The following is a 17641-nucleotide window of genomic DNA, read 5'->3' as shown; positions in this document are numbered from 1 at the left end:
TTCCCGGCTTTCAATGGTAAAGATAAAAAAAGGAGCCCCAGTGGACTCCTTAATTTTCAACCTGATAGCTTATTGCTCAGTTATTGGTCACCGGCAGCAGCCTGGGAGTCATTATTCTCGTAGATAAGAATAGGCGCTGACTCACCTTTCACCACAGACTCATCGATAACCACCTTGACCACATTATCCATGGACGGCAGGTCATACATGGTATCAAGCAGTATCGCTTCAACGATGGAGCGCAAACCACGGGCCCCTGTCTTACGGGACATGGCTTTTTGTGCTATCGCCTTGAGAGCGTCATCGCGAAACTCAAGTTCGACATTTTCCATCTCGAACAAAGTGGCAAACTGCTTGGTGATGGCGTTTTTGGGCTCGGACAGGATCTGCACCAGAGCCGCTTCGTCCAGTTCACCCAAGGTCGCAACCACAGGTAAACGCCCGATAAACTCAGGAATAAGGCCATACTTGACCAAGTCTTCCGGCTCAACCTGCAACAAAGTATCTGTGATGGTGGCCTTTTCAGCCTGACCTTTAACCTGAGCGCCAAAACCTATGCCACTACCCACATGGGAGCGCTGCTCAATCACCTTCTCAAGGCCTGCAAAGGCACCACCACAAATAAAGAGTATCTTGGAGGTATCAACCTGCAGGAACTCCTGTTGCGGGTGTTTACGACCGCCCTGAGGAGGTACCGCGGCAACAGTGCCTTCAATCAGTTTCAGCAGTGCCTGCTGCACCCCTTCACCGGACACGTCTCGGGTGATGGAAGGGTTATCTGACTTACGGCTGATTTTGTCAATCTCATCGATATAGACAATACCACGCTGTGCCTTGTCAACATCATAGTCGCACTTCTGCAGCAACTTCTGAATGATATTTTCAACGTCTTCCCCCACATAACCGGCTTCAGTCAATGTGGTGGCATCCGCCATGGTAAAAGGCACATTCAGGAACCGCGCCAGGGTCTCTGCCAGCAAGGTTTTACCGCTACCGGTTGGACCGATAAGCAGAATATTACTCTTGCCAAGCTCCACACCATCTTTGGGGGCGCTGTTTTTCAGGCGTTTGTAGTGGTTATAAACCGCAACAGACAACACCTTCTTGGCCTGCTCCTGACCGATAACATAATCATCCAGATGAGCGCGCAGTTCATGGGGAGTCGGCAGTTTGTCCTGATCCCGATTGGGCGAAATCTCTTTTATCTCTTCGCGAATGATGTCGTTACACAGTTCGACACATTCGTCGCATACATATACAGATGGCCCGGCGATCAGCTTGCGAACTTCATGCTGGCTTTTTCCGCAGAAAGAGCAATACAGCAATTTGCCGCTATCACCGTTGCCTTTGTTGTCACCCATTACTCTACCTCTTTTGCAGTCTGCTCTACTGCCATACACTTAAGCGTCTTCAATCTGAGCATAGCCCAGCCATAAGCAAAAATCAGCTTTAACGTTTGGTCAGAACCGAATCCACCAAACCGTATTCCATGGCTTGAGAAGCACTCATAAAGTTATCTCGGTCAGTATCCCGCTCGATGATTTCCAGTGGTTGGCCTGTGTGCTCGGCCAACATCTGGTTCAGCTTCTGTTTAATCCCCAGGATCTCTTGGGCATGGATAGCGATATCCGATGCCTGGCCCTGGAAACCACCCAAAGGCTGATGGATCATCACCCGCGAGTTCGGCAAACAGTGACGCTTACCCTTGGCACCACCGGCCAACAGGAAGGCGCCCATACTGGCCGCTTGCCCGATACATACAGTGCTGACATCCGGCTTAATAAACTGCATGGTGTCATAAATAGCCATACCAGCAGTGACAGAGCCGCCTGGTGAGTTGATATAAAGAGAGATCTCTTTATCCGGGTTTTCTGATTCCAAAAACAGCAACTGTGCCACGATCAAGTTGGCCATGTGCTCTTCAACCTGACCAACCAGGAAGATCACCCGCTCTTTCAACAAACGTGAATAGATATCGTAAGAGCGTTCTCCCTTGGCGGTTTGCTCAACCACCATAGGAACGAGTGCATTAAGTACTGATTCTGGCGCGTTATGCATCATTAACTTTCCCTAAATAAAAAACGGCCCGCATGAGGGACCTCATACGAGCCATTATAAATGGCGAACAACCAAGCAAGTCAAGCTTAGGTTATGCGCGGCCGGTAGCCTTGTTCATAAATTCTTCAAAAGCGACATCTTTCTTAGTCACTTTGGCTGATTTCAGAACCGCTTCAACAGCTTGCTCTTCCAGAGCCAGGTTGCGCATGTTCTGCATCAACTCTTCGTTACCGTTGTAGTATTCAATCACTTCTTTTGGATCTTCGTAGGCAGAAGCCATGGAAGCGATCAACGCCTGTACACGCTCTTCTTCAGCTTTCAGCTCATTGGACTTGATCACTTCGCCAAGCAGCAGACCGACTTTAACACGGCGCTCGGCTTGTTCAGTGAACAACTCGGCAGGCAGTTCAGGCATGTTGGCACCTTGACCACCGAAACGCTGCATGGCCTGGCGACGCAGAACGTCAACTTCACCGTCGATCAGCGCTTTTGGCAGTTCGATTTCATTGGCAGCCAGCAGGCCTTCAAGAACTTGTTCTTTCACATTGGCTTTCAGAGCTTGTTCCAGCTCGCGGCCCATGTTCTTGCTGATCTCAGCTTTCAGAGCGTCGATGCCACCATCGGTGATACCGAACAGCTTGGCGAACTCGTCGTTAACTTCAGGCAGGTTGGCGCCCTTGACTTCTTTCACTGTGATAGCGAACTTGGCGGCTTTGCCTTTCAGGTTTTCAGCGTGGTATTCCTCAGGGAAAGTCACGTCGATGTCGAACTCTTCACCGGCTTTGTGGCCTTTAACGCCTTCTTCAAAACCAGGGATCATGCGACCGCTGCCCAATTGCAGTTCAAAGTCTTCGGCCTTGCCGCCTTCAAACTCTTCACCGTCAACGCTACCAACAAAGTTGATAACCACTTTGTCACCGTCTTCGGCAGCGCGCTCAACCGCTTCGTAAGTCGCGTGTTGCTTGCGCAGGGTTTCGATCATGTTATCAACGTCGGCTTGTTGTACTTCGGCAACAGGCTGCTCAACTTCGATACCGTCCAAGCCTTTGATTTCAACTTCTGGATAAATTTCAAAGGTCGCGGTGAACTCAAACTTTTCGGCGTCAGTGGCACCTGGGGTAAAGGTAGGAGCACCGGCAGGGTTCAACTTCTCGGCAATGATGGCCTCAATGAAGTTGCGCTGCATTACTTCACCGGTAATGTCTTGGCGAATCGCTTTGCCGTAACGCTTTTCAATCACGCTTGCTGGGACTTTACCTGGACGGAAGCCTGGGATACGGGCACGCTTGGCTTCGCGTTGCAGGCTGTCTTTAACCAGTTTTTCGATCTGCTCTGCAGGAACAGAGATGGTCAGGCGACGCTCCAGGCCTTGGGTTGTTTCAACAGAAACTTGCATTGTTTTACCTCGAAATGTGTCTAACGTCCTTTGCAATAGCCGATTGTTTCAACTATTCAGGTATTCGTTTCTTGATCTTTAACTTGACTTAAATGCCCATCAGAAGTGAATTCTGGCACCGGTCGCACATTGTTGATTGTTATCAAGACGCAGCATTATATCGACCGTTCTTAGTGGAGTCGAGCCTCAATGCCACAGAAAAGGGCATAAAAAAAGCGACCTAAGGTCGCTTTTTTTAATAAAGAGTGGGGTGACTGATGGGGCTCGAACCCACGACAACTGGAATCACAATCCAGGGCTCTACCAACTGAGCTACAATCACCACCGAAAGTGGTACGCCCGGCAGGATTCGAACCTGCGACCATCCGCTTAGAAGGCGGATGCTCTATCCAACTGAGCTACGGGCGCAGGACCTGCAAATTCAATTTGCATCCTAAGCGGTACTGACAATGCTATCCACACTGCCCTTGAAATCTGGTCGGTGATAGAGGATTCGAACCTCTGACCCTCTGCTCCCAAAGCAGATGCGCTACCAGGCTGCGCTAATCACCGAAAATTTTCTCCAAGCGCGGTTACAACCGGCTCGCCTCGAGAACGGAGCGCATCTTAGCCCCTCACCCGACAAGCGTCAACGATTTTTTTAAGCACTTTATCTGCTTGGCGAAATTACGTGCTGCTTTAACGAAATTCTGTGTTCTGGACCCTGTTTGTCCATGACACTCCCAAGCCTCACTGGTAAAATGGCGCCGTTTTCAACATCATCGCGCCATACAAAGGATATCCTACACCCATGACAGCCCAACTAATAGATGGCAAAGCGATTGCGCAATCCATAAGACAACAGCTAAAGCAAAAAGTCGCTGCACGTCAAGCAGCGGGACAACGTATCCCAGGCTTGGCTGTTATTCTGGTGGGTGCTGATCCTGCCTCTCAGGTTTATGTCGGCAGTAAGCGTAAAGCCTGCGAAGAAGTGGGGTTCATCTCCCGCTCCTATGATCTGCCTGAGTCCACCAGTGAAGAAGAACTGCTGGCCCTGATAGACTCGCTCAATGAAGATGCCGCCATAGATGGCATTCTGGTGCAGCTGCCGCTGCCAGAACATATTAAAGAATCCAAGGTCATTGAGCGGATCCGTCCCGACAAAGATGTCGACGGTTTCCATCCTTATAATGTCGGCCGTTTGGCTCAACGGATCCCGGTACTGCGCTCCTGCACTCCTATGGGGATCATGACTCTTATCAAGTCTACCGGTATCGATACCTATGGACTGGATGCGGTTGTGGTTGGCGCCTCCAATATCGTGGGCCGTCCCATGACTCTGGAGCTGCTGCTGGCCGGCTGCACCACAACTACTTGTCACAGATTCACCAAAGATCTCGAGGATAAGGTCAGCCGCGCCGATCTTCTGGTGGTTGCCGTCGGCAAACCCGGCTTTATCCCCGGTAGCTGGATCAAACCAGGCGCCATAGTCATAGACGTGGGCATTAACCGTCTAGACAGCGGCCGTTTGGTGGGCGATGTTGACTTTGATATTGCCTGTGAGCGCGCCAGCCACATCACCCCTGTTCCCGGTGGCGTGGGTCCAATGACCATAGCCAGCTTGCTGGAAAACACCCTATTTGCCGCGGAGCAATATCACGACTAAGGGTAGATTGAAACCAACCTCAGTTTGGTTTCAATTTCAAGCGATAAAAAACGCCGGCTTCAACAGCCGGCGTTTTCGTTTCGATTATTGGCAAAGAAGGATTACTTCTTGCGCCAGCTGGTTCCTTGTGGGCCATCTTCCAGCACCACCCCCAGCTCATTCAATCTGTTGCGGGCAACGTCGGCAGCAGGCCAATCCTTTTCGGCACGGGCACGGTTACGCTCGGCAATAAGCGCTTCGATCTCAGCCACTTCATCGTCGCTGCCATCGCCTTTGAAGAAGGCTTCAGGTGTAGAGCTGACAATTCCCAAAACATCGGCCAGTTGTTTCAGTGACACGCCAAGGGCCGAGGCGGCCGCCATATCCACGCCCTTGAGGCGGTTGATTTCACGCACCATCTCAAACAGCACAGAGTAGGCTTCGGGGGTGTTGAAGTCATCATCCATCGCCGCCTTGAAGCGCTCAACGTACTCTTCGGCAGGCGCGGCTGTAACACTCAGGTCAAGATCTTTGAGCGCTGTGTAAATTCGCTCAAGCGCAGCTCTGGCCTGTTTGAGGTTGTCTTCCGAATAGTTCAGTTGACTGCGGTAGTGGCCGGACAACAGGAAGTAGCGCACAGTTTCGGCATCATAATGTGCCAGCACATCGCGAATGGTGAAGAAGTTACCCAGCGACTTGGACATCTTCTCTTTATCGACCATCACCATGCCGGTATGCATCCAGTAGTTCACATACGGCGTGTCATGGGCGCAGCAAGACTGGGCGATTTCATTTTCATGATGCGGGAACTGCAGATCGCTGCCGCCGCCATGGATATCGAAATGCAATCCCAGGTGTTTGCTGTTCATGGCAGAGCACTCAATGTGCCAACCGGGACGACCCGGGCCCCAAGGTGAATCCCAAGTGGGTTCGCCAGGCTTGGACATCTTCCACAACACAAAGTCCATAGGATCGCGCTTATGTTCGTCCACTTCGACCCGGGCACCGGCCTGCAACTGCTCCAGGTTCTGCCCGGAAAGCTTGCCGTATTCAGGGAAAGAAGCAACGCTGAAAAGTACATCGCCATCATCGGCTACATAGGCATGACCACGGGCGATCAGCGCCTCCACCATTTCGATAATCTCGGCAATATGCAGAGTCGCCCTTGGCTCCATATCGGGGCGCAGCATATTCAGGGCATCAAAATCTTGGTGCATCTGGCCGATGAGACGCTCGGTGAGGCTATCGCAGCTCTCGCCATTTTCATTGGCGCGCTTGATGATTTTGTCATCCACATCTGTAATATTGCGCAGGAAGTTAACCTGGTAACCTGCGTAACGCAGGTAGCGTACTATCATGTCAAAGGAAACAAAGGTCCGGCCATGACCGATATGACACAAGTCGTATATGGTGACACCACATACATACATACCCACTTTACCTGGGTTAATCGGTTTAAATTCCTCTTTTTGGCGGCTCAGACTGTTGTATATCTTCAACATTGACTTTCTCTTCAACAATATAGGATTAGTGGGTAAAACGAATCTGGCAGTTTAACATTGCCACAAGCTCTTGAATACTGCCCTTTATAGCCGGAGTCGGATAAGTTAGAATCCGCCAACAAAATTTATCCTGAGGATCCGATCATGATTACATTGCACACCAACCACGGCGACATCAAACTGGCGCTGGATAGTGAAAAAGCCCCTCTGACTGCGGCCAACTTTATCAAGTACGCCCAGGAAGGCTTCTATGATGGCACTATATTCCACCGCGTTATCGATGGTTTTATGGTTCAGGGTGGCGGCTTTACCGAGCAGATGTCACAGAAACCTACCAATGCCCCTGTGCGTAACGAAGCCAACAACGGTCTGTCAAACAAGACAGGAACCATAGCCATGGCCCGCACCTCTGATCCTCACTCCGCCACCGCGCAGTTCTTTATCAACGTCAACGACAACACCTTCCTGGATTTCAAAAACGAGTCAATCCAAGGCTGGGGTTACTGTGTATTCGGTGAGGTGGTAGAAGGTATGGACGTGGTTAATGCCATCAAAGGCGTAAGCACTGGCAACCGCGGCATGCACCAGGATGTGCCTCTGGAAGCCGTGATCATCGAGAAAGTGACCATAGCTGACTGATAACTTCTGAATGCGCACTCTCTTTATCGGCGATCTGCACCTAAGTGCCGATCGCCAAGATATCCTCAACGCCTTCTATCACTTCCTCGATACCTGTCTTGAACAGGTCGACGCCCTCTATATTTTGGGGGATCTGTTTGAGGTTTGGGTCAGTGATGATTTGGCTGAGCCCTTTGCCCTGGCGCTGGCCGAGCGTCTCTATGAAGTCAGCCGCACCCTGCCGGTATACTTTATCCACGGCAACCGCGACTTTATGCTGGGGAAAGAATACGCCGCCAAAGCGGGGATGACCTTACTGCCCGAAGTGTATCGACTGGAGCTCTATGGCCACAAGACAGTGCTGCTGCATGGCGACAGCCTCTGCACTCTGGACAAGGCCTACCAGCGTTTTCGCCGTTTTCGCAATATGGCATTGCCCCGCTGGATATACCGCCATCTGCCGAAAAAGACCCGCAGCAATATTGCCGCCAAGCTCAGGCAAAACAGCCAGATGCAGAATCAGCTTAAGAGTATTGAGATAATGGATGTTGAGCCGCGTGCTGTGGATGAACTGTTTGCCAGTACCGGCGCCGAGTTGATGATCCACGGTCACACCCATAGACCGGATATCCATCAATTAGTGGCTAATAAGCAGCGCTTGGTGGTGGGAGACTGGTATGAGCAGGGAAGTGTCTTGAGTATCAGTGCCGAGAACATAGAACTGACCAGCCTGCCTTTTATAGAGAAAAGCCAACAGAGCCGACTTTAGTTGAGCTCATTCAGCCCCAGTTTTATCTGTGTGGCTGTGTCGGCCCGCATTGAATCTGGCCTGCCCTGGTAACCGATAAAACCCATCCAATCAGTCTCAGCTGCCGACCCTGTCGGCATCTGCATTTACCTAGTATTGGCGCAACATCGAGTAGTTTAAAGCGGCGCGCCGCTGTGAAACCTGAATTCATCATCCGACGCTAGAATAAGCTCGGCTTCCACCTCGGCAAAATAAGCCACTCTGGCGCTGATATCCTCGCCGGCAATCGCCTCGGCCAATGAAAGATAATCCTGATAGTGACGCGCTTCAGAACGCAGCAGCGAAATGTAAAAACGTTTAAGCTCATCATCAAGCCAGGGTGCCAGCTTGGCAAAACGTTCACAGGAGCGGGCCTCGATAAAGGCGCCCACTATGAGTTTATCTATCAGAGTCGCTGGCTCATGGGTGCGAACATGCTTCATCATCCCCTTGGCATAACGGCCGGCACGGATGTTGCTGTATGGGATATTGCGCGCCAACATCAGCTCCAGCACCTGTTCAAAGTGATGAAACTCCTCTTTGATAAGGCGGATCATCTTGGCGATAAGTTCAGGGCCATGGGTGAACCCCGCCCTGGGTGTCAACTCACCAATCAACTCGTTCTTCTTCACTTCTCTGGCCAGAAATGCCGCCATATCCCTGTCGTTTCGATAAACAAACTCTTCGTAGGGCTTGGCCCAGGTGAGCAACTGCTCGCCACTTTGCTTGTCCACCGCATACTTGCGTACCAAAAACATCGCCGTCTGCGCCGCCTTAAGCTCACAATTACAATGATCTATCAGCAATTCGGCCAGTCTATGCTCCTCTTTGGCAGCTGCTATCCAGCTGTCCGGGGTTTCACAGGCCAGGAATTCTTTTACAGGGGCGAGTAACTGCTGCATTGAGGTCAAGCTTCCACAAGAGTTTTCAAGGTCGCCAAGTCTACCAGCAAGCCAATGCTATGCCCACAGCCTCTCGGCGCGCAAACTTGACGCCCCGCCGTTTTTGTTCAATAAATAGACTCAGAGCGGTAAAACGCTCGTCTGCAGTTTGACGAGCAAAAGTCAAAGCGGAATAAGGATAATTATAATGGTATTGAATCACTTAATGGGGTTATATACCCATCCTAAACAGGAATGGCAAACCATAGAACAAAACCATGAGGCATTGAAAAGTTGTCTCAGTCACCTGCTACTCATTGCGCTCATCCCTTCTATCTGCAGTTATATCGCCGCTGTGCACATCGGCTGGAATCCCGGTGCCGGCGAACCTCTTTTTCTAACGGCACAAAGCGGCTTCTTTATGTGTGCCGGTATGTACTGTAGCCTGGTATTCGGCGTATTTGCCCTCGCCTACCTGGCCTATTGGATGGGCCAAACCTTTGATGCCCACCCGGACTTTACCCAGTGTCTGGAACTGGCTTCCTATACCGCCACGCCGCTGTTTATGGTGGGGCTGGCGGCGCTTTACCCTGAACTCTGGTTTATTATGGTGATAGGGTTGATAGGTCTTAGCTACTCCGTATACCTGCTGTATACCGGGGTCCCTATCATAATGAACATTCCCGAAGAAAAAGGCTTTATCTATGCCAGCTCTGTTGTCACCGCAGGCTTGGTGCTCCTGGTGGCGCTGATGGCCGGCAGTGTGATCCTCTGGAGCATGGGACTCGGCCCAATACTGCAATAGTAAACGCGGCTGACATGAAAAAGGCGCTCAATGAGCGCCTTTTCTATCTGTATCCTCGAAGTATTAAGCGAATGAATCTCTTAATGCCACAGTGCGGTTAAATACCAGCTTATCTGGACTTGAGTCCTTGCTGTCGGCGCAGAAGTAACCTTCACGCTCAAACTGATAGGCCTTTTCGGCCTCTGCTTGCACCAGACCGGCTTCAACCAGACCATGCTTAACCACCAAAGATTCCGGGTTCAGTACTTCATCCACCGTTTCTGCCGCGGCCGGATTAGCGTCAACGAACAAGCGATCATAGAGACGGAACTCGGCAGGTACAGCGCTGCTGGCTTCGACCCAGTGGATCACGCCCTTAACCTTGCGGCCATCGGCAGGGTTTTTACCCAGAGTCTCAGGGTCATAACTGCAGTATATGGTGGTGATCTTACCGTCAGCGTCCTTGTCGCAACGCTCGGCTTTAATCACATAGGCGTTGCGCAGACGCACCTCTTTGCCCATCACCAGACGCTTGTAGTGCTTGTTGGCTTCTTCACGGAAGTCGGCCGCATCGATATAAAGTTCACGGCCAAAGGCCAGCTCACGATTACCCAGTTCTTCCTTATTGGGATGCACCGGCGCACTAACATGCTCCAACTGCCCTTCTGGATAGTTCTCAATGATCACCTTAACCGGGTCGATAACCGCCATGGCTCTTGGGGCATTGTCGTTTAGCTCTTCACGGATACAGGCTTCGAGCATGCCCACTTCCACCAGGTTATCCTGTTTGGTCACGCCGATGCGATCACAGAACTCACGGATGGAGGCTGGGGTGTAACCACGGCGGCGCAGACCGGCGATAGTCGGCATGCGGGGATCATCCCAGCCATTAACCAACTGACGCACCACCAGCTCGTTGAGCTTACGCTTGGACATCAGGGTATATTCCAGATTCAGGCGTGAAAACTCATACTGACGGGTACGGTTGGGGATCTTGAAATCATCCAGATTATCCAACACCCAGTCATAGAGGCGACGGTTATCCTGGAACTCCAGCGTACAAAGGCTGTGAGTGATATTTTCCAGCGCATCAGAAATACAGTGGGTAAAGTCGTACATGGGATAGATGCACCACTTATCACCCGTCTGATGGTGATGAGCGAACTTAATTCGGTAGATCACCGGGTCGCGCATACACATGAAAGGTGATGCCATGTCTATCTTGGCCCGCAGTGAACATTCGCCTTCTTTAAACTCACCGGCGCGCATCTTTTCAAACAGCGCCAGGTTTTCTTCAACGCCGGTGTCACGATAAGGGCTATTCTTGCCCGGCTCTTTCAAAGTGCCGCGATACTCGCGCATCTGCTCGCCATTGAGAAAACACACATAAGCCAGACCTTTTTTGATCAACTCAACGGCATAGCCGTAGAGGTTATCAAAGTAGTCTGACGAGTAATGGATATCACCTGCCCACTGGAAGCCCAGCCATTGCACGTCCGCTTTAATGGAATTCACATAGTCGATATTTTCCTTTTCCGGATTGGTATCGTCAAAGCGCAGATTACACTGGCCCTGATAATCCCTGGCAATACCGAAATTCAAACAGATAGATTTAGCATGACCTATGTGCAGGAAGCCATTAGGCTCTGGTGGGAAACGGGTGTGCACATTGGTGTGCTTACCGCTCGCCAAATCTTCATCTATGATATTGCGAATGAAGTTACTTGGACGTACTTCGGTGTCCACATGACTCATGAAATTCCTCTTTGCGAACAATGGCAGTCTAACGAAAAGAGGCATGATCCTACAGATCATGCCCGGTTACAATCCTTCTAGAATAAAAACTGCGGCGCACTTCGTCAAACCCGGCGCCGTGATCAAAAAAGCAGCCTCAAAGGCTGCTTTCTTGCTTGTGACTTTACTCAGTCACTATCTTGATACCCGGAATAATCTCTTGGGTCTTGCGGCCTTTGCGCTTCAGCCACATATAGAAACCAATCAGGGCAAGAACAAAGAAGCTAATCCAAGCGCTGGACTGCAATGGATGCTCGGCAAACGTCGCACCTTGATAGACCACAGTGGCACTGCCGTAAGCCAGTGCAAAGGTCCAAGTAGCCGCGAAAGTAGCCCAACGACTGCCAAACTCATTCACCAGTGCGCCCATAGCGGCCACACAAGGGGTATAGAGCAAAATAAACAGCAGATAGGAGAAGGCCGCCAATTGTCCGCTGAACCCTGCCTGCAACGCCCCGAATGTTGACTGATCAACCCCCTGCTCTTCGGCAGCCAGGTTTTTATCTTCAACATGGCCCACAGACAACTTGAGCGGATCTTCCATCACTATGCCGAACAGATTGGCCGGAATGGTCGCCAGCGCCTCGGAGAAGCTGTCCATCAAAGGAGTAAGCTCACCATCACCGCCATCAGCCGTGCTATACAAGCTATTGAGCGTACCCACTACCGCTTCTTTGGCGAAGATCCCTGTCACTATCCCAACCGTGGCCGGCCAGTTGTCTTCCTCTATCCCCATAGGTGAAAACACCGGGGTGATTTTTTGACTGGCGACACTGAGCAGCGATTCCTGGCTGTCTTCATGGCCGAAGCTGCCGTCAACGCCTATGGCATTGATAAAGTTAAGCAGTGTTACTACGACCACAATGGTCTTGCCGGCGCCGAGAATAAAGCTCTTGGTACGCTTACCTGTGCGGGAAGCCACAGCTTTTAGCTTGGGCATTTCATAGCTTGGCAGCTCCATCACCACGGCACTACTGTTCCCTGGCAGCAAGGTATTACGCAACAGTAGGCCTGTGCCTATCGCCGCCAAAATACCTATAAGATAGAGACCGAACACCAGGTTCTGACCTGAGTCAGGGAAAAAAGCCGCCGCAAACAAGGCGTATACCGGCAATCTGGCACCACAGGACATAAAGGGCGCCATCATACCCGTGACGATACGTTCACGTTCACTACCCAGGGTGCGGGTCGCCATGATGGCAGGCACAGAGCAGCCGAAACCAACAATCATGGGCACAAAAGCCTTGCCGGGCAGGCCGATGCGACGCATCAAACCGTCAACCACAAAAGCGGCACGGGCCATATAGCCGGAGCCTTCCAACACAGATAAAGCCAAAAACAGCGCCGCGATAACCGGAATAAAGGTCGATACCGTCTGAATACCCTGACCTATACCACCGGCCAGCAGAGTCACCAACCAGGCAGGAGCACCTATGTTGGTCAGCAAGGCCCCGAAATGATCAACAAACAGTGCACCGGCACTGATATCGAAGAAGTCGATAAAGGCACTGCCCACGTTGATGGCAAACATGAACATCAGGTACATCACCAGCAAAAATACCGGGATACCCAATACAGGATGCAATACCAACTTATCAAGTCTGTCACTCAAGGTCAGTTGACCGTCGGCATTGACAGAACCCTTGTAAACGCGCTCGACAAAGTCAAAACGTGTTGTGGCGACCATGATCTCTATATCTTTGCCTTCGAGTGTCAATTGATCTGTCACTCTGGAGACTTGTTCATCGAGTAAATTGTTTTGACAGGAACCACAACCCAGACCATTAGCCAACATAGCCAAGGCTCGGCCACGACTCAGTTGAGCGTCACTGCCCATAATGGCAGTGACGCCGGTTTCAATAGTGGCATCATACTGCAGCATCAAAGGCGACTCTGAAACCCGCCCTTCCAGCAGTGCTATCACCTGTTCCTTGACCCGCTCGACGTCTTGGGCTTCTCTAGAAGTCACGCCTATCACAGGGCAACCCAATTCTCGACTCATGGCTTGGGTATCGACCCGAATGCCGCGCTTGACCGCCGCATCCATTTTATTGAGTACCACAACCATGGGTATGCCAAGTTCACGCAGCTGCACTGTCAGATACAGGTGACGTTCGATATTGGTGGCATCTACCAGATTGATGATGCCATCGACTTTCTGGCTGGCCAGATACTGCTGGGCAATCTGCTCATCCAGCGAGCAATCACAGTTGTTGCCAGCGGGAAGAAGATCGTAAATGCCGGGTAAATCAGTGAGAAAGACATCATCACCGTTTAGCGAAAAGTGACCGGTTTTCTTTTCAACTGTCACCCCGGACCAGTTACCCACCTGTTGATTGGCACCTGTCAGGGCATTGAACAATGTCGACTTACCGGCATTGGGGTTGCCGACAGTGACACAATGAAACTGCTTAGTCATTGGCCTTTTCCACCTCTATAATCTGTGCCAGATCCTGACGCATGCACAACTTACTGCCGCGGATGTCCAATTCCAACCCGGATCCCATGGGAGCTCGACGGATCAAAGAAAAACGGGTATTTGGAGTGATCCCCATGGACAGGAGCTTGCGTTTGACCACTGCAGGCAGATCCAGATGGCCAACTTCGGAAATCATGGCGCGATCACCGGGTTTCAATTCACTTAACTTCATTGCCTCTACCACTGAAAACAGCATGCAAGCATGCGGGTAATGATTCGATTTTACCTGAAACCGTCAAATAAGAACTTTATCTGGATCAAGCTTTTCAACTGGTAACGATAATAGTTTTCAATTGTGTTGGCTATTATGAGACAAAAGCGCTCGGGAATAAACCGCTTAAGCGCAAATAACCGAAACTGAATCCGGTATTTTTCTGCTTCAGATCCCAATTTCAGCTTAAAGAGCGGCACAACAAAATGTGGTGCAGATCACACTTTGTTGTTTTCTTTTTTAAATCAGCCTTCTTTATACATAAGCATCATTAAAAAGTTATCGCCTTGTCATTTTTTTGCTCTATTCTTTAACATTAGCAATTCAGTAAATTACTGAAGCATGCCCAATAACTATAAATCGGCAATGAACGCGCTCAGGATGGAATGATGAAAATGGATAACTCGAGTAAACCAAACCTTTGGGGGTTGGGTTGCGCTCTCCCCTTATTGTTTTTGTTGGCCTTTGTGGCCGAAGCCACCCCATGGGACGACAAGGATCCGACCGAGGTTGAAGCCATTCTGGATGCCAAGTTTGCTGAAGGAAAATATTCTCCCAAGGGTGCTGACAGCTGCCTGATGTGCCACAAAAAGAACCAGAAAGTGATGGCGCTTTTTGATGGTGTCCACGGCAACCCCAATGTTGCTCAATCTCCGATGGCCGATCTGCAATGCGAAGCCTGCCACGGCCCCATGGGAAAACACAACCGCGGTGGTAAGGAGCCGATGATCACCTTTGGTGCCGACTCGCCGGTACCGACCGACAAACAGAACAGCGTCTGCCTCAGTTGCCACCAGGATGAACAACGCCTGGGCTGGAGTGCCAGCCACCACGACACCGCCGGAGTCTCCTGTGCCAGCTGTCACCAAGTGCACACAGGCCAGGATCCCATCCAGAGCCGTGAAACCGAAGTCGCCGTTTGCAGCAGTTGTCACTCAGAGCAACGTGCCGACATTCACAAACGCTCCGCTCATCCGATACGCACAGAGCAGATGGTCTGCAGCGACTGCCACAATCCTCACGGCAGCTTGGGGGATGCCAGCTTGAAACAGATGACGGTCAACGAAAACTGTTACAGCTGCCACGCCGAGAAGCGTGGGCCCAAGCTGTGGGAACACGCTCCGGTTACAGACAACTGCGCCAGCTGTCACAACCCTCATGGCAGCGTCAACGAAGCCATGCTGCTGGCCAAACCGCCTCAGTTGTGTCAGCAGTGCCATGCCTCCGACGGCCATGCAGCCAGAGCCTACTTCCCGGCCAATGAGCAAACCGGCTTGATGCCCAACGCCTATAACGCCGGCAACTCCTGCCTGAACTGCCACACCCAGGTGCATGGTTCCAACCATCCATCCGGCAAACTCTTGCAGCGATAAGGAGCTGAGTATGGTTATCGAGAAACAGACACAGATGAAACTGTCACTGCTGGCGCTCACCATAGCCTGCGTGATGCAGCCTGCCTGGGCCGGTGGCTATTCGCTGCAACAGGTCAATCGCACCGAGCTCAAACAGGACAAGTGGAGTTGCGGCCAGTGCAAGTTGCCACAGGAAAGCCGCGGCACACTTGAAGCCGGTGTGGCCTACAATGACGGCGACAATGCTGTGTTTGCCAATACTAGTGGCACAGATGCCGATGGCGCCACCGGGCACCTTGGCGGCGATGTCGTCTTTTATGGTGAGCGGGGTTACCGCACTCACATTGAAGCCGACAAACTGGGCTACGACACCGGCAGCGCCAGCCTGAGCATGGGAAGACCCGGCCAATTTGATATCCGTCTTGGTTATCGCGCCTTGGCCAACTTCGGCCCGGACAATGGCATGAGCCCCTATATCAATCAGGACAACAGACTGATGTTGCCGGACAACTGGCAAGCAGCAGCCCTCACTTCGCAAATGCCTGGGCTTTATGACAGCCTGACAAGCCAGCGACTGGAAATGAAGCGGGATCGCTTCACGCTGGATGCCCATTACCTGGGCAGCTTTTATAAGGCGGGGCTCAATTACCGTCACGAGCAACGCGATGGCACCCGCCAAACCAACGGCAACTTTCTTACCAACTCCATGGCATTGGCCACCCGAGTGGATGACAGTACCGACGAGCTTGAAGCCAAACTCTATTTCAAAGGAAAGGGCTGGCTGGCCGGATTCAATTCGACCCTGAGCCAATACAGTAACGACTATCAGGCACTCTATTGGGAAAACGCCTTCTTTCCCACATTCGGGGCCGCCTATAATGGCCAACTCGCCGACAATCCGGATAACAAGGCATTGAGAGTCGGCGCCGATCTGCAGTTATCCGAGGCCGGACATCAAATATTGATGCACACGGCATTCACCCGCATGACTCAGGATCAGGCGCTGTTACCGGCCACCATCAATGGTCCTTCACCTCAGTTGCCCGCAATCGATGGCGACATGCAGGTCGATGTGCTGGAACTCAAACTCAAGTATGCCGCTCGCCTCAGCAGAGGCTTGTCTGTTCGCGGTGGTTATGACTATCGCGACCGGGAAAACAAGACACAACTTAAAGAGTGGCCGCAGGTGAGCAGTGACAGCTGGCACCAGGGCAGCGCCACGCCCGCGGCCTATGACCACACCCGCCAAAGAGCCGATATCGCCTTCAACTACCGTTTTACCCGCGCCCTGTCTCTTGACGCAGGTTACGAGTATGAGCACCACAGCTATAGCGATCTGGCGCGCGAATCCCTGTTCCAATCCAGCGTGTTTGCCAAGCTGAACCTGCGTGCCAGCCGCGATTGGCAGTTGTGGTTCAAAGGTGAACTCAGTGAGCGCAGTGGCGGCAGTTATCAGACATCCGAGCTGAGCCAAAGCCCCAATAATCCTTGGATGCGTCAGTATTGGCTGGCGGATAGAAAACAAACCCTGTTGCGACTGCAAAACGATTACCGCTTCAGCGATGCCCTGTCGTTCAGCCTGGCGCTGAATCATAAGCAGCAAGACTACGATGAGACGCTTATCGGCCTGGATGAAGTCAGCAGTTGGGGCTACGGCCTCAGTGGCAACTATCAATTCTCAGCCCAGTTTGGCCTCAATGCCTGGCTCAATCAGGACTGGCAGGATACAGATCAAACCGGCTCAGCCTCTTTTGGCCCCAGCGGTTGGTACAGCCGTGCCAGCGACAGCAGCACAGTCGCCGGGTTCGGCATCTACTATAACGAATTGCTGGATAAACAACTGGATCTGGGCTTCGACTGGCAATATTCAAAAGGCGAAAGCGAGACGGATGTCAGCCAGGGGCTCACTCTGGATTACGGCGATTACTATTCACGTCGCCATACCTTCAACGCCTTTGCCAAGTATCACTTCAGCGACAAGATGGCATTGAGGCTGGATTGGTTGTTTGAACACTATCAGGACAGTGACTGGCTCAATCAGGGATTAACCCCGGATAGCATCCCCAACGTACTCAGCTTTGGAGATCTTGGCCAGGACTATAACGCCCACTATCTGGGGCTGACACTGAGTTACTCCCTATAAGAGCAAGAGGCG

At 51.6% G+C, this 17641-nt stretch carries 14 protein-coding genes and 3 tRNA genes; 6 read left to right on the top strand and 11 right to left on the bottom strand.

Translation table 11 applies throughout. The annotated features are described in order from the left end of the window. Positions 1-80: 80 nt before the first annotated feature. The 6 genes from clpX to RC73_RS06490 form a co-directional block, all read right to left on the bottom strand. Positions 81-1361 (bottom strand): ATP-dependent protease ATP-binding subunit ClpX, encoded by a 1281-nt coding sequence (gene clpX, locus RC73_RS06515; RefSeq protein WP_039033888.1) that lies wholly within the window; start codon positions 1359-1361, stop codon positions 81-83. Between the two features lie 88 nt (positions 1362-1449). After that, a complete protein-coding gene (gene clpP, locus RC73_RS06510) occupies positions 1450-2058 on the bottom strand; it encodes an ATP-dependent Clp endopeptidase proteolytic subunit ClpP (RefSeq protein ID WP_039033912.1) in 609 nt (202 codons plus the stop codon). Between the two features lie 91 nt (positions 2059-2149). Then, on the bottom strand, positions 2150-3454 hold the full coding sequence (gene tig / locus RC73_RS06505; protein WP_039033887.1) for a trigger factor: 1305 nt from the start codon (positions 3452-3454) through the stop codon (positions 2150-2152). Between the two features lie 246 nt (positions 3455-3700). Further along, positions 3701-3776, bottom strand: a tRNA-His gene (locus RC73_RS06500). 9 nt (positions 3777-3785) lie between these two features. Next, positions 3786-3862 (bottom strand) — tRNA-Arg (locus RC73_RS06495). Positions 3863-3929: 67 nt separating this feature from the next. After that, positions 3930-4006 (bottom strand) — tRNA-Pro (locus tag RC73_RS06490). Between the two features lie 238 nt (positions 4007-4244). Between RC73_RS06490 and folD the strand changes: the two genes are divergently transcribed. Then, a complete protein-coding gene (gene folD / locus RC73_RS06485) occupies positions 4245-5099 on the top strand; it encodes a bifunctional methylenetetrahydrofolate dehydrogenase/methenyltetrahydrofolate cyclohydrolase FolD (RefSeq protein WP_039033886.1) in 855 nt (284 codons plus the stop codon). Positions 5100-5200: 101 nt separating this feature from the next. Here the strand turns inward: folD and cysS are convergent, their stop codons facing one another. Beyond that, positions 5201-6580: a cysteine--tRNA ligase gene (gene cysS / locus RC73_RS06480; protein ID WP_039033885.1), complete on the bottom strand. Its 1380-nt coding sequence runs from the start codon at positions 6578-6580 to the stop codon at positions 5201-5203. Between the two features lie 144 nt (positions 6581-6724). Between cysS and RC73_RS06475 the strand changes: the two genes are divergently transcribed. After that, a complete protein-coding gene (locus RC73_RS06475) occupies positions 6725-7219 on the top strand; it encodes a peptidylprolyl isomerase (RefSeq protein WP_039033884.1) in 495 nt (164 codons plus the stop codon). Positions 7220-7229: 10 nt separating this feature from the next. Continuing rightward, complete coding sequence (locus RC73_RS06470) at positions 7230-7967, top strand: UDP-2,3-diacylglucosamine diphosphatase (protein WP_039033883.1); 738 nt, start codon at positions 7230-7232, stop codon at positions 7965-7967. A gap of 155 nt (positions 7968-8122) precedes the next feature. Here RC73_RS06470 and miaE read toward each other — a convergent pair whose 3' ends face one another. Continuing rightward, positions 8123-8887, bottom strand: a complete 765-nt coding sequence (gene miaE / locus RC73_RS06465) for a tRNA isopentenyl-2-thiomethyl-A-37 hydroxylase MiaE (RefSeq protein ID WP_039033882.1) — start codon at positions 8885-8887, stop codon at positions 8123-8125. Between the two features lie 187 nt (positions 8888-9074). Between miaE and RC73_RS06460 the strand changes: the two genes are divergently transcribed. Continuing rightward, the gene (locus RC73_RS06460) at positions 9075-9671 is read left to right on the top strand and encodes a Yip1 family protein (RefSeq protein WP_039033881.1); all 597 of its coding nucleotides are present in this window, start codon (positions 9075-9077) and stop codon (positions 9669-9671) included. A 63-nt stretch (positions 9672-9734) separates the two neighbouring features. Here the strand turns inward: RC73_RS06460 and glnS are convergent, their stop codons facing one another. The 3 genes from glnS to RC73_RS06445 all read right to left on the bottom strand — a co-directional run bounded on the left by glnS (position 9735) and on the right by RC73_RS06445 (position 14095). Beyond that, positions 9735-11405 (bottom strand): glutamine--tRNA ligase, encoded by a 1671-nt coding sequence (gene glnS, locus RC73_RS06455; RefSeq protein WP_039033880.1) that lies wholly within the window; start codon positions 11403-11405, stop codon positions 9735-9737. Between the two features lie 163 nt (positions 11406-11568). After that, entirely contained in the window at positions 11569-13863 is a 2295-nt protein-coding gene (gene feoB / locus RC73_RS06450) for a Fe(2+) transporter permease subunit FeoB (RefSeq protein WP_039033879.1), read from the bottom strand. Continuing rightward, positions 13856-14095: a FeoA family protein gene (locus RC73_RS06445; RefSeq protein ID WP_039033911.1), complete on the bottom strand. Its 240-nt coding sequence runs from the start codon at positions 14093-14095 to the stop codon at positions 13856-13858. The genes feoB and RC73_RS06445 overlap by 8 nt, the downstream gene beginning before the upstream one ends. A 428-nt stretch (positions 14096-14523) precedes the next feature. Here RC73_RS06445 and RC73_RS06435 point away from each other — a divergent pair, with 428 nt between their 5' ends. Further along, the gene (locus RC73_RS06435; RefSeq protein ID WP_039033877.1) at positions 14524-15507 is read left to right on the top strand and encodes a DmsE family decaheme c-type cytochrome; all 984 of its coding nucleotides are present in this window, start codon (positions 14524-14526) and stop codon (positions 15505-15507) included. Positions 15508-15517: 10 nt separating this feature from the next. Further along, positions 15518-17629, top strand: a complete 2112-nt coding sequence (locus RC73_RS06430) for an MtrB/PioB family decaheme-associated outer membrane protein (RefSeq protein ID WP_039033876.1) — start codon at positions 15518-15520, stop codon at positions 17627-17629. Positions 17630-17641: the final 12 nt, after the last annotated feature.

The sequence above is a fragment of the Shewanella sp. ECSMB14102 genome (assembly GCF_000813075.1).
Classification (GTDB): domain Bacteria; phylum Pseudomonadota; class Gammaproteobacteria; order Enterobacterales; family Shewanellaceae; genus Shewanella; species Shewanella indica.
The sequence above is the reverse complement of the archived record's forward strand: the minus strand, read 5'-3'. Positions and strand labels throughout refer to the sequence as shown.